A 13,850-nucleotide genomic window follows, 5' to 3' on the forward strand; every position below is an offset into this window, starting at 1 on the left:
GTATCAACTTTATACCAAATTGGCTATTAACAGAGCTTAAACAGTATACTGACAGAGGGTTGACAGGGGGTTAACATAGGTATTATCTATGTCAACCCCCTGTAAAATATATGTAAACCCACTATATATCCTCTTTTAACAGTATATTTATCCCCAAGTTAGTATAACTTAATCCTTAAGTAGCTATGGCGAGGGCAAAAAATGGCATAAACGGATCCTTTAGCGGTAAGGTGGGATCCATTATAGGTTATGAGCTCAACGGGCAGAACGTCATCCGCAGCGTGGGGCGGCGCACACGACCCTTTTCGGAGCTGGAATTGATGAATCAGGCCAAAATGAAGGCTATTTCGCAGTTTTTGGCAAGAATCAAACCGTACGTACGGTTAGGCTTTAGCAAGGCAGCACCTGCCGGGAGTAGGGTGGGCGCTTTTCAGCTGGCCCAGTCCTATGCCTACAAACATGCCATAGCCTATGATGCGGACAACAAGCCCTACCTCGATCCGCAAAAAGTATTGTTCGCAAAAGGCAATAGACCCATACCTCACAACTGCACGGCCCAACTTATCGGAAACCGTTTGGAGATTCGTTGGGAGAACGTAGACAGGAGCTGTGCGGAAGACCAGCTTATGGTGCTCTTGTATGATGGAGAACACTATCTGAATTTTCGCACATTCGGTGCCGCCCGTAGGGCGCAGCTGGATGTATGGGAACTGGACGAGAAAATACAAAAACTGAAAGCCCCTGTTTACGTGTATGCTGCTTTTAAGGATCCTTATTATGGAGATGTGTCTGACAGTGTATGTTGTGCGGTTTTGATATGAAAAAACTTTTTTGCTCCGCTGCCCTGGCCGTGTTTGCCGCTATGGATATCTGCCATGCCCAGTCGGTACGGATGCTCGAAAGTGAGGAACTGGAAGAAGTGCTTTATGGACAAGAAGTTGATATCCCCGCTTTCAAGGGCTATGAATTTACCGATCGTGATGGTACATGGGATGTCGTGCTTTGCGAAAGGCCATATCGCGTAGTGGAAGGAGATACCTTGCGCAATGCTATTGCAGCTTTCTGCTTTGTGCAGGATCATGGCGGATACCTTAAGAAATGGGAATTTTCCGATGTGTTGCTAGGAGCCGGAGAGGAAGATTCTAGGGAAAGGGACCTGCTATTCTGGACGCGCTACGCCCGTTTTGAGGATCTGGACGGCGATGGGCTGGCAGATCCCCTATTGGTCTATGCCTCCTTATCTGGCGATGGTGAAGAGGGGAACATCGCTAGGATAAATATTCACCTGTATCATAAACAAGAGCGCATTACCGTGCAAGCAGTAGAAAGTGTGCTGGACGAGGGGCGCTCCCTGCGTTTTAGCAAAGGCTATACTGTCCTCCCTCCCTCGATAAAACAACAGCTCGATGAATTACTTGAAAAAATCAGGAAGGATCGGGGAGTGTTGTTAAAAGATGGATGACGGGCTGTCGGTTGCGTTCGTCAATAATTAACAATTAACCGCTAACAATTAACCATTAATTTCCTAACTTTGTGTCCCTGTACGAGTGTCATTGTGTCTTGCTTGCCATTTTGGCCTGTTTGTTGACACGATGAGTAATTATTTATTGTTTTTAGCATGTTAGGATTCTTAAGTAAAGTATTTGGCAGTAAGTCAGATCGCGATATAAAACGTATCACCCCCATTGTAGAGCAAATCAAGGAGGAATTTGCAAAGTTGCAGTCTTTGACCAACGATGAGCTGAGGGCGAAAACGGCCGACTTCAAGCAGCGTATAGCTGATTATTTGTCAGGCTTAGATGAGGAGATTGCTGCCCTAAAGGCAGAAGCCGAGGTGCCGGATGCAGACATGGAGGAGAAAAACAGCCTCTATGAGAAGGTCGATAAGCTCACGAAGGAGCGCGATAGCAAGCTGGAAGAGGTATTGATGCAGATCTTGCCAGAAGCATTTGCCGTGGTGAAAGAAACCGCTCGCCGCTTTTCCGAAAATCCATTGTTGGAGGTTACGGCATCCGAATTTGATAGGGACCTTTCTACTAGAAAACCCAATGTGGAGATTAAGGGAGATAAGGCCCTTTGGAGCAATACTTGGGTGGCCGCTGGCAACGAAGTAACATGGAACATGGTGCACTATGACGTGCAGCTGATAGGCGGTATCGTGCTGCATGAAGGTAAGATCGCGGAAATGGCCACGGGCGAAGGTAAGACGCTCGTAGGAACATTGCCTGCCTATCTGAATGCACTTTCCGGCCAAGGGGTTCACATCGTGACGGTCAATGATTACTTGGCACGTCGTGACTCCGAATGGAACGGGCCACTCTTTGAGTTTCACGGCCTACGCGTAGACTGCATAGATAAACATCAACCTAATTCTCCTGCTAGGCGCAACGCCTATAAGGCAGATATCGTTTTTGGTACCAACAACGAATTTGGCTTCGATTACTTGCGCGATAATATGGCGCAGAACCCCGAAGGGCTGGTACAGCGCAAGCTGCACTTCGCCATGGTGGATGAGGTCGACTCGGTATTGATAGATGATGCACGTACACCACTGATCATTTCCGGACCGATACCGCGTGGTGACCAACACGAGTTCTACGAGCTGAAGCCACGCATAGAACGCCTGGTGAATGCGCAGAAAGCCTATATAAACACCGTGCTTAATGAGGCCAAAAAGGGAATTGCCGCAGGCGACACGGATGTGGAAGGGGCTGCTATGTCCCTTTTGAGGGCTTATCGCGGATTGCCCAAAAATAAGGCCTTGATCAAGTTTCTTAGTGAAGGGAGCAACCGCCAGGTACTGACCAAAACAGAGAATTATTACATGCAGGAGCAGAACAAGAATATGCCCAAAGTGGATGCCGAGCTGTTCTTTGTAATAGATGAAAAAAACAACCAGGTAGAACTTACCGAAAAAGGGATAGACTTAATCACCGCCTCTGGCGAAGACCCCAATTTCTTCGTGATGCCAGACGTGGGTTCTGAGGTGGCAGAGATAGAAAAATTGCCTTTATCCAATGAGGAAAAAGCACAGAAGAAAGATGAGCTGATGCGCGATTTTTCCATCAAGTCAGAACGTATCCACTCCATCAACCAGCTGCTTAAAGCGTATACCTTGTTTGAACGCGATGTGGAATATATCCTCGATGAAGGCAAGGTGAAGATCGTAGATGAGCAAACCGGCCGTATCATGGATGGTCGTCGCTATTCGGACGGACTGCATCAGGCCATTGAGGCCAAGGAAAACGTGAAGGTGGAAGATGCTACGCAGACCTATGCCACCATTACACTGCAGAATTATTTTAGGATGTATCACAAGCTTGCCGGTATGACTGGTACCGCCACTACAGAGGCGGGCGAGCTGTGGCAGATATACAAGTTGGACGTGGTGGAGATCCCAACCAACATCTCTACCAAGCGGGATGACCGTGAAGACATGGTATACCGCACGGCACGGGAGAAATACAACGCCGTGGCCGAGGAGATACAGAAGCTGACGGAAGCTGGCCGACCTGTGCTGGTGGGTACCACTTCCGTGGAAATATCCGAGTTGCTGAGCCGTATGCTCAAGCTACGTGGCATCAAGCACAATGTGCTGAACGCCAAATTGCACCAAAGGGAGGCCGATATCGTGGCCGAAGCCGGCAAGTCGGGTACCGTTACTATCGCCACGAACATGGCTGGTCGTGGTACCGACATTAAGCTGGGCGAAGGCGTAAAGGATGCCGGAGGTCTGGCTATCATTGGTACCGAACGGCACGAGTCGCGTCGGGTAGATCGCCAGTTGCGCGGACGTGCGGGACGGCAAGGAGACCCAGGATCTTCGCAGTTCTTCGTTTCCTTGGAAGACAACCTGATGCGCCTGTTTGGCTCCGAGCGTATCGCCAATGTGATGGTACGCATGGGCATTGAAGAGGGAGAGGTAATCCAGCACTCGATGATCACCAAGTCCATAGAAAGGGCACAAAAGAAGGTAGAGGAAAACAATTTTGGTATCCGTAAGCGCTTGCTGGAGTATGATGATGTCATGAACTCGCAGCGTACCGTCATCTATGCAAGGAGAAAGAATGCCTTGTATGGCGAACGCTTGGACGTAGACTTGAACAATGCCATTTTCGATGTAATAGAAGATATCGTGACGGCTTATAAAGAAAGCGGCACTTATGCGGATTTCGAATTGGAATTTATCCGTTTGTTCTCCGTAGATCCGGAACTGGACGAGGCCAAATTTGCCAGCATGGGCGTACCCAAGCTTATCGACGAACTTTTTGCCAAGGTAATGGACTACTACCATCATAAGGGCGAGCGTATAGCGCAGCAAACGCTGCCTGTGCTCAGGGATGTGTACGAAACCCGCGGTGAACAGATAGAAAACATCGTGGTTCCATTTACCGATGGTCTTAGAGGGCTGCAAGTGGCCACCAATCTGCGCAAGGCCGTGGAAAGCAATGGTAAGGAAATATTCAAATCCTTTGAAAAGGGAATCGTATTGGCCTTAATAGATGAGGCATGGAAAGAACACCTTAGGGAGATGGACGATCTGAAGCAGTCGGTACAAAATGCGGTGTACGAACAGAAAGATCCTATCATTATCTATAAAATGGAGGCCTTTAACTTGTTCAAGCAAATGCTCGCAAACATGAACAAGGACATTATATCTTTCTTGTTCAAGGGAGAAATCCCGCAGCAACAGCAGCCGCAGGATTTGAGGGCCGCTGCTGCCGCGCCTAGGCCAGAGCCCCGTGTGAAGGCGTCGAAAGCCGAGTATGCTACTTCTGGTGGCGGACAGGCCGTAGCAGAAGATACGCGCGAGGTGGAAAAGACGCAACCCATAAGAAATGACAACAAAATAGGAAGGAACGATCCTTGTCCTTGCGGTAGTGGTAAGAAGTACAAGAATTGCCATGGCATAGGACAGGCGTAAACCCGCTGTCGATATGGAAAAGCTATTAGTATTAGTCACAACGGCATTGTTTCTCGTGCTTTCAATGGGTTATTCCCTCTATGCACAGGAAAAGATGGAAGTCTTGGAAAGCAAGGACCCCATGATAGAAACCTTGCAGCGCCTGCGATCAGCTTCTAACGGCGCTATAAGACCCGATGGGGGAGCACCTACTTCTGGAACTAAAACAAAAGTATCTGGCTATAGGGTGCAAATCTATTCCGGCAATAGCCGTAACGATGCCTATGCAGCGCAGTCGAGATTTAAACGCATGTACCCCCATATCAATACCTACCTGGGCTATAGCCAACCAAATTACCGGCTGAAGGTGGGCGATTTTACCAATAAATCCCAAGCACAGAGTCTGATGGAAGAGCTGCGTAAAAATTTCAGCAGCGTATTCATCTTCAATGAAGAGGTAACTATTGAATATTAAGTCATGATACTGAAAGAAAGGATAATGAATCTGGCGACCTCTTTGTATGAGGAGGTGGTGGCTCATAGACAACATATCCACGCTCATCCTGAGCTTTCTTTTGAAGAGTACAATACCGCTGCCTATATCCGGCAGCAACTGCACGATATGGGTATAGAGCCTTTGACAATGGCCAATACGGGCGTTGTGGCTTTGATCAAAGGAGCAAAGCCTTCCGAAGAAGTGATAGCCCTTCGTGCCGATATAGATGCCCTGCCCATCCAAGAAGTGGCCGGCAGGGAGTACGGATCTAAAAACACTGGAATCATGCATGCTTGTGGCCATGATGTCCATAGCTCCTCGCTACTGGGTACGGCCAAGATATTGCAAGCACTCAAAAATGAATTTGCCGGAACCGTAAAGCTTATTTTTCAGCCCGGCGAGGAAAAACTTCCCGGAGGGGCTAGCATCCTTATTAAGGAAGGCGTGCTGGAGAATCCCAAGCCGGCGTCCATTCTTGGTCAACATGTGCTGAATATCCTTCCCGTAGGAAAAGTGGGTTTTCGCAGTGGAAAGTACATGGCCTCTACAGACGAGCTCTATGTGACCGTTCGTGGCCGTGGTGGGCATGGCGCACAGCCCCAGCAGAATGTAGACCCCATCGTCATTACGGCAAATATCATCACCGCTTTGCAGCAAATCGTAAGCCGTATGGCCGATCCAAAAATGCCTACGGTGCTGTCATTTGGTAGGATAGAAGGATTGGGGGCCACCAACGTCATCCCTGACGAGGTGAAGCTACAGGGAACCTTCAGGACCTTTGACGAAACCTGGCGTGCCGAGGCACATAGGCGCATGAAAAAGCTGGCCGAAGGGATGGCAGAAAGCATGGGTGCAACCTGTGAGTTTGAAGTTCGCAAGGGCTATCCTTTCCTCACCAATGAACCTGCTCTGACTGCCCAGTGCCGTTCTTTTGCGGAAGAGTATCTTGGAGAAGAAAATATCGTTGACCTGGACTTATGGATGGCAGGAGAGGATTTTGCTTACTATTCACAGGTGGTAGACGCTTGCTTCTATCGCTTGGGTATCCGAAATGAAGAAAGAGGCATTACCTCCCCGGTACATACGCCCAATTTCGATATTGATGAATCTGCCCTCAAGCTAAGTACGGGATTGATGGCCTATATGGCACTCAAAAAATTGGGAAATTAAGCTCCTGTTTCAATCCGATTTTTGTTAACTTCGTTTATATCCTATTACGATTTTATTATGGACAATATAGAAGAGGGCCTGGAAACCTCATCCAACTTCATAAATAAGTATACATATGACTGGCTGATCCATATCGGCGTACCTAGGCAATCGGCAGCTTATGTCAATCTCTTTGTATTGCTGGTATTGCTCATCCTGCTGGTATACCTAGTGCAATGGGTCGTTAGAAAGCTGTTGACCGTCGTCATCGACAAGGTGGCCGATAAAACCAACGTGCCGTTTTTTGATTATTTGAGGAAGAACAGGTTTCCTCACTATTTGGCGCTCATTGCCCCCATTAGCCTGATAAAGAGTTCCATCCATATCGTCTTTGACAATTTTCCGAAACTCATAGCACCATTGGATACGCTGGTAGAGGTGTATATGGTGCTAATGACGATATGGATAATAATGTCTATTTTGAAATCAGGTGCCGACTCCTTGCGTCATCACCCTGTTTTTGAGGGCAAGCCCTTGGATAGCTACTTGCAGGTTATCCGTATGGTGTTATACCTTTTTGCGGCCGTGGCCATCTTTTCCATTGTCACCAAGAAAAACCCTACCGCTTTCTTTGCGGCCATGGGCGCTGCCTCCGCAGTGCTTTTGCTCATGTTCAAAGATACCATTATGGGCTTTGTGGCCAGCATACAGGTTACCACGAACGATATGGTTCGAATAGGCGACTGGATTACCATGCCCAAGTACGGTGCTGATGGGTCAGTGACAGAAATCAATCTCACCACCGTAAAGGTGCAGAACTTTGACAAGACCATCACTACCATTCCCACCTACTCGCTTATCTCAGATTCCTTCCAAAACTGGCGGGGCATGCAGCAATCGGGAGGAAGAAGGATAAAGAGAGCCATCATCATCAAGCAAAACAGTATCCGTTTTGTGAAGGACGATGAGCTGGAGAAGTATAAAAAAATTGAGGGGCTGGCCAATTACATAGAAACCAAAGGGAAAGAAATAGAAAGGCATAACCAAGACAAAGGGCTAACGAACAGGGAATACCTGTTGAACGGGCGCAACTTCACCAACTTCGGTTTGTTTAGGAAGTATGCCGAATGGTACTTGCAGAACCACCCCGGCTTGCACAAGGACATGACCACGATGGTTCGTCAGATGGCCCCAACGGAAACGGGCATCCCCTTAGAGTTGTACGCTTTTACCAATACGGTGGTATGGCTGCAATATGAATACATCATGGCTGATATATTCGATCATTTGATTGCGTCAGTGAAGTACTTTGATCTACTGATATTTGAATCTGCGGCGGGTACGGATATTATTGACGTCCATTTTGACAATGCCATTCCCGCGGCTGATGCCAAGAAGGAAAACAGCTTATGATCAAGCAAGAGACCATAGATAGGATATTGGATGCTGCCCGCATAGAGGAGGTGGTAGGCGACTTTGTAGACTTGAAGAAGCGGGGAAGCAGCCTCATTGGTCTTTGCCCTTTTCATAACGAAAAGACGCCTTCGTTCAATGTCTCTGTCAATAAGGGCATTTTCAAGTGCTTTGGCTGTGGGCAAGGGGGCGATGCAGTTCATTTTATCATGGAGCTGGAAAAATATTCCTATCCAGAAGCGCTGCGCTACTTGGCCAACAAGTACAACATAGAGATAGAGGAGACGGAACAAACGGCAGAACAATATGCCGAGAAGAGCCACCGGGAGAGTTTGTATATTGTGAGTAATTGGGCCGGAAATTTCTTCAGGCAAAGTCTTTGGGAAACCGACGAGGGACAATCCGTGGGGCTGAGTTATTTTAGGGAACGTGGCTACCGAGACGATATCATAAATAAGTTTGAGCTAGGCTACAGCCCGGAGTCGTGGGACGCCCTTTGCCTGAAAGCGGTGGAAGAGGGGCATCAAGTTGATTTTCTGGAAGAAACCGGGCTTGCTATTAAAAGGGACGATGGGAGGGTTTACGACCGTTTCAGGGCGCGCGTTATCTTTCCCATTCACAACTTAACGGGTAGAATATTGGGCTTTGGCGGCCGCACGCTAAAGAGCGACAAAAAAGTTCCTAAATATGTCAACTCCCCCGAAAGTGAAATCTATCATAAAAGCAATGTACTCTATGGATTGTATTTGGCCAAAAAGGCCATCAGCCAAGAAAACATATGCTATCTGGTAGAAGGCTATGCCGATGTGATTGCCATGCATCAAGTAGGGATAGAGAATGTCGTGAGCTCATCGGGAACCAGCCTGACCGAGGGACAGATCCGGCTCATCTCCCGCTATACAAAGAATGTTACCATTCTATATGATGGAGATGAAGCCGGCATCAAGGCATCCTTGCGCGGTACGGATATGCTGCTGAAGGAAGGCATGAACGTGAAGGTGCTGCTCTTTCCGGACGGAGACGATCCCGACTCCTATGCCAAGAAAGTAGGCACCCCTGCATTTCGTGAGTACCTCACGAACAATATTCAGGATTTTATTTTTTATAAGACGAAGATACTCCTTCGCGACGCGGGAAATGACCCGATAAAAAAAGCGGAAGTCATACACGAGGTGCTGGAAAGTATTAGCCTCATTCCCGACGAGATTAAGGTGTCCGTTTTTATTCGCGAATGCAGCACTTTATTGGACGTAGAGGAGAGGGCGCTCATAGTAGAGCTCAATAAGCTGAGGCGATCTGCGCAAAAGAAAACGGCGACGCAAGGCAAAGACGCATCGGCTGGAAATAGGGCCACGAGCCCATCACCCATGGGCGATATGCCTCCCGCCGACCTCTTCGATGACGATGCACCAGCGGCAAGGGTGCCCGAAGAAAAAAAAGAAGGTCAAAGCGTTTCTCTAGCCCTCAAGGCATTGCACGAGCGGGAAGTAGTACGTCTATTGCTGCATTATGGTGAGATGCCCGCCACCTGGTTGGAAGCCGATCAGCAATATCCCATTGCTATCGTATTGCTTGTTGATCTGCAAGACATCGTTTTTGAAGACCCGGTATGCAAGAAAATCGTAGATATCTACCTAGACTATACCGAGAAGGAAAGTTTACCTCCCGTTCGAAGCTTCGTATCCCATGAAGATAGGGCAGTGGCCGATCTGGCTGTCTCCCTCTTGTCTTCGCCTTACAACCTCAGCCCCAATTGGAATGACGATAAACGCAATATTTACGTAGCGCAGGAAACAGATAACCTGAAAAGTGCGGTTTTGGGCGCTGTTTATCGTTTAAAGAAACAACGAGTAGAAAAGGAAATGCAAACCATTAGGGAGGAGATGCGGCAAGTGGCAACGGACGATGATCTGAACCTGTTGCTATACAAGTATCAGAAATTAAAACAAATGGAAAAGGATCTGGCTGCTTATCTCGGAACCGTTGTAGTGAAGTAACAACATGGCAAAGCATCTGCAACTGGGAAAGGATGGCGAGCAAGCCGCACTTCAGTTCTTGCAAAAGAAAGGCTATGAGCTTGTGTGGAAAAACTGGAAGGTCGGTCCTTTGGAAGTCGACCTGATAATGCGCGACGGAGGTGTTTTGGTATTCGTGGAGGTAAAGACAAGAACTAGGATGGATTATGGCCTGCCTTATGAATCCGTCAATAGGCAAAAGCAAGCTAAATTATTGCGTGCTGCCAACAAATATCTTGAAATAAACGCCTACGAAGGAGAGATTAGGTTTGATATAGTTTCTATCTTTGCCCTAAAAGGAAATACATTTGATATAAGACATATTCCAGACGCCTTTTGGCCATATCGCTAATATGGAATGTTTAAACGCAATTTTGATGATCACTATGAATAGGTTTTTGCTGTTCTCCTTAGCAGTAGTTTGCACGGTAGCTGCCTGCAATGAAAATAATAGAAATGACAATACGACAAGTGCCCATACAGCGGTTTTTGCAAGTCCAGAGGCAGGAACTTTAGTGCCCTTGGGAGACAGCGTGCAGCTGCAAGTACGATTGGAGGAGCCGGTAGATTCCATCATTTACCTGGTGGATGACGAGCAGATGGGCAAAAGCGTTAGCGGTGATGCTTTCTGGTTGAAAACGCAGGGCCTGCGCTTAGGTAGCAGATTGGTGACGGCCAATGTTTTTTATCAAGGGAAAGAAGAAACACTCAATACCAATATCGTCGTTATGGCATCCAAAGCTCCTGCGCAGTGGAGCTTTTCCGTGGAAAATGCCTATCCACATGATGTGAATGCCTATACCCAAGGTTTGGAATACCATGATGGCGTGCTATATGAAAGTACGGGGCAAAATGGAAAATCCAGCTTGCGCAAGGTGGAGTTACAGAGTGGTAAGGTGTTACAGCGCTATGACCTGCCCGAAAAATATTTCGGTGAGGGGCTTACGGTAGTGGGCGATAAGATTATTCAGCTTACTTGGGAGCAAGGTGTAGGTTTTGTCTATGATAAGGCGACGTTCACATTGGAAAAGGAATTTCCTTATCAGGCAAGTGCAGAGGGCTGGGGATTGTGCTTTGACGGCACACGTTTTATAAAATCTGATGGTTCCAATAGGCTGTATTTCCTTAACAAAGACTCTTATCGAGAAGAAGGCTATATAGAAGTATTCAACAACAAAGGAGCGGTAAACGAGATTAACGAGTTGGAATATATCAACGGAAAAGTATTCGCCAATATTTATTATTCCGATATCATTGTCGTCATTAACCCCGAGACAGGCGAGGTGGAAGCCGAGCTAGATCTGACAGGCCTGTTGCCTAAGCGCGAATATACCAAAGAGACCAATGTGCTCAATGGCATAGCCTACAATAAAGCAAAAAATACGCTATATGTCACGGGCAAAAACTGGCCTAAGCTATTTGAGATCAAAATGCTCAATTGATAGGGACAAAGAGATATCTGTGGTACGAAGGGTAAATCAAATATCCTAGACACCTAATTTTCGTGTTTGAAAGGAAGATGGGTAAGTAGCGGTCAAAGGGTGCACGACAGATTTCCCACTTGTCGTTTGTCGTCATTGCGAGGAGGCACGACGAAGCAATCTGATAAACAAAAAACGTAGATTGCCGCGTCACTTCGCTCCTCGCAATGACGCGTTTTTTGTGAAAAGGGATTTTTGTCGTGAACCCGTGGTAAAATTAGGCTGAATCTGAATAGAAATATTTTCATAATTTGCTTTTAAATGTGCTTTTCCTTTATATTTACGCTCATTAAAAATTAACCCAAATAAATAATTTAACTGAAAGAACGGGACAAATATATGAATGTTAAGAACAGAGTGCTGTATTTTGTAGTATTGGCGTGGATGTCAATAGCGGTGTTTGGCTGCAAGAGCAAAAAAATGGTTGTCAATGATGGTGCGGAAGTGAGTGGAGAGCATGTGAAGGAGGTGGAAGCCGCTGTTGAAGGAAGCACCGTGACAAAGACGGATAAAGGAATGGTATTGACATTCCAATCAGATGTGCTTTTTGATATCAATTCATCGTATCTTTCAGACAATGCCAAAAGTACCTTGGCCAATATGGTGGCTTATATTAAAAGGAACTATCCGGATTCCAAATTGCAGATTGACGGGCATACCGACGCTACCGGTACACCGGAATATAATATGGAATTGAGTGAGCGTAGGGCCAAGAGGGTGAAGGATTACCTGGTAGAGCGGGGACTTAAGGCGGCAAGCATCAGCACTAAAGGGTATGGGCTGACAAAACCCGTGGCTCCCAACAATACGTCCGAAGGACGGCAAAAGAACCGAAGGGTAGAAATTACCATACTTAAATAGAATGAAATAAAAAGGACAGCTGCTCTACAAAATAAGGCAGCTGTTTTTGTTTTGGTCTTTTGTGTAATGTGAAAAACCATCTCTTATGTCTGTACCAAAACCACCCAAACCGACATTGCAAAGGGCGCTGGGACTTAGGCAAGCTACCGTATTGAGCATGATCGATATGGTGGGTATCGGTCCTTTTACGGCACTGCCCATCATTATGCTCGCTTTTCCGGGCAAATTCAGCCTGATACCCTGGCTCATCGGGGCTGTGGTAAGCTTTGCAGATGGCTTGGTATGGAGCGAGTTGGGATCTGCATGGCCGCAGGCTGGTGGCAGTTACGTTTTTCTTCGCAAGCTCTATAGAGGTGGTTTTGGCCGTTTTATGGCATTCCTCTATGTGGTACAGACTTCTTTTCATCTCCCTTTAGTGATGACCAGCGCCGCCATAGGCTTTGTCAATTATTTCAACTATCTGGTGCCATTGAATTTCTGGGAAGGAAAGGTAGTGATGGTAGCGTTGGTTTCTTTGGTGGTCATACTGCTGTACCGTAAAATAGGCGATGTGGGCAGAATCGGCTTCTTTTTTTCCATCGTGGTGGTGTTCCTTTTATTGTGGACCATAGCTACCGGTGCCTGGGCGTTTGACGCAGCACGTTACGCGCAAAATTCCGTATTGCCCGACTTCCTGACGGATTGGCGCAGCAGTGCTTTTTGGTTGGTGGCGGGCAGCTATTCGTCCAAGACGATTTATGCGTTCTTGGGATACTACAATGTCTGTCATCTGGGTTCGGAGATAAAGAATCCGCAACGGAATATTCCGCTGAGCATTATGATCAGCATTGGCTGCATTGCCGTCTTATACCTACTCATGCAGTGGACCATGGCTGGCGCCGCACCCCAGGAATGGATTCGGAACGAGAATGTACCTTTGATTAGCTTACTCTTCGAATCGGTTTATGGCAAAGGAACTGCTTATCTGGCAACCGGTATTTTACTGTTGGTAGCCCTCAGTTCGCTCTTTGCCCTCATGCTGGGCTATACACGTATCCTATATGCCGCGGCAAAAGAAGGGATGCACTTTCCGATTTTTGCCCATTTACATCCCAAGGGCAATTTCCCAGATTACGCCTTGCTCATCTTCGGTGCTATTGCCGCTTTGTTCTGCTTGTTGTTCGATAAGCCCTCGCAGGTATTTGGATTTATTGTAGTGACGCGGATATTTATCCAGTTCATACCCCAGGCCATTGGAGTGCTGCTGCTTCGGAAAAATGGCAGACAGGGAGAACTGAACTACAAAATGCCCTTTTTCCCCTTTCCCGCCATCTTGTCGGCGCTCATTTGGCTGTTCGTCTTTTTGAGTTCCGGCTATACCTATTTTTGGTCTGGGCTAGCTGTGATTGCCTTGGGATCTATAATCTACTATTTGTTTTTCAAGTGGAAAGAGGTGCAGAGCTAGATAATCTTGCTCTGTTGTTTATAGAGGTTTTTCTTGTCTTGGTTGACTGCATGTATTATATTGACAATGTTTTTATTTTTCCTTTTAA

The 13,850-nt window shown here is 47.0% G+C and carries 11 protein-coding genes; all 11 read left to right on the forward strand.

The features are described 5' to 3' along the window. The first annotated feature begins 185 nt into the window (after nucleotides 1–185). The 11 genes from A37S_RS26140 (at nucleotide 186) to A37S_RS0106325 (ending at nucleotide 13,762) form a co-directional block, all read left to right on the forward strand. Complete coding sequence (locus A37S_RS26140) at nucleotides 186–821, forward strand: DUF6266 family protein (protein ID WP_028296253.1); 636 nt, start codon at nucleotides 186–188, stop codon at nucleotides 819–821. Further along, nucleotides 818–1,462 (forward strand): M949_RS01915 family surface polysaccharide biosynthesis protein, encoded by a 645-nt coding sequence (locus A37S_RS0106280; protein ID WP_028296254.1) that lies wholly within the window; start codon nucleotides 818–820, stop codon nucleotides 1,460–1,462. Before A37S_RS26140 ends, A37S_RS0106280 begins: the two co-directional genes overlap by 4 nt. A gap of 156 nt (nucleotides 1,463–1,618) precedes the next feature. After that, the gene (secA, locus tag A37S_RS0106285; protein WP_028296255.1) at nucleotides 1,619–4,924 is read left to right on the forward strand and encodes a preprotein translocase subunit SecA; all 3,306 of its coding nucleotides are present in this window, start codon (nucleotides 1,619–1,621) and stop codon (nucleotides 4,922–4,924) included. A gap of 13 nt (nucleotides 4,925–4,937) precedes the next feature. Continuing rightward, complete coding sequence (locus tag A37S_RS0106290; protein WP_028296256.1) at nucleotides 4,938–5,378, forward strand: SPOR domain-containing protein; 441 nt, start codon at nucleotides 4,938–4,940, stop codon at nucleotides 5,376–5,378. 3 nt (nucleotides 5,379–5,381) lie between these two features. Then, a complete protein-coding gene (locus tag A37S_RS0106295) occupies nucleotides 5,382–6,569 on the forward strand; it encodes a M20 metallopeptidase family protein (protein WP_036601552.1) in 1,188 nt (395 codons plus the stop codon). A 57-nt stretch (nucleotides 6,570–6,626) separates the two neighbouring features. Next, nucleotides 6,627–7,961 carry a mechanosensitive ion channel family protein gene (locus A37S_RS23775; RefSeq protein ID WP_051292776.1) on the forward strand — a complete coding sequence of 445 codons (1,335 nt, stop codon included), beginning with the start codon at nucleotides 6,627–6,629 and terminating at the stop codon, nucleotides 7,959–7,961. Beyond that, a complete protein-coding gene (dnaG, locus tag A37S_RS0106305) occupies nucleotides 7,958–9,958 on the forward strand; it encodes a DNA primase (protein WP_028296258.1) in 2,001 nt (666 codons plus the stop codon). The genes A37S_RS23775 and dnaG overlap by 4 nt, the downstream gene beginning before the upstream one ends. Nucleotides 9,959–9,962: 4 nt before the next feature. Next, nucleotides 9,963–10,328: a YraN family protein gene (locus tag A37S_RS0106310; RefSeq protein ID WP_028296259.1), complete on the forward strand. Its 366-nt coding sequence runs from the start codon at nucleotides 9,963–9,965 to the stop codon at nucleotides 10,326–10,328. Nucleotides 10,329–10,362: 34 nt separating this feature from the next. Next, a complete protein-coding gene (locus tag A37S_RS0106315; protein WP_245586330.1) occupies nucleotides 10,363–11,418 on the forward strand; it encodes a glutaminyl-peptide cyclotransferase in 1,056 nt (351 codons plus the stop codon). 378 nt (nucleotides 11,419–11,796) lie between these two features. Then, nucleotides 11,797–12,318, forward strand: a complete 522-nt coding sequence (locus A37S_RS0106320) for an OmpA family protein (protein ID WP_028296261.1) — start codon at nucleotides 11,797–11,799, stop codon at nucleotides 12,316–12,318. A gap of 85 nt (nucleotides 12,319–12,403) precedes the next feature. Continuing rightward, nucleotides 12,404–13,762, forward strand: a complete 1,359-nt coding sequence (locus A37S_RS0106325) for an APC family permease (protein ID WP_028296262.1) — start codon at nucleotides 12,404–12,406, stop codon at nucleotides 13,760–13,762. Nucleotides 13,763–13,850: the final 88 nt, after the last annotated feature.

Source organism: Olivibacter sitiensis DSM 17696, from assembly GCF_000427965.1.
GTDB lineage: Bacteria > Bacteroidota > Bacteroidia > Sphingobacteriales > Sphingobacteriaceae > Olivibacter > Olivibacter sitiensis.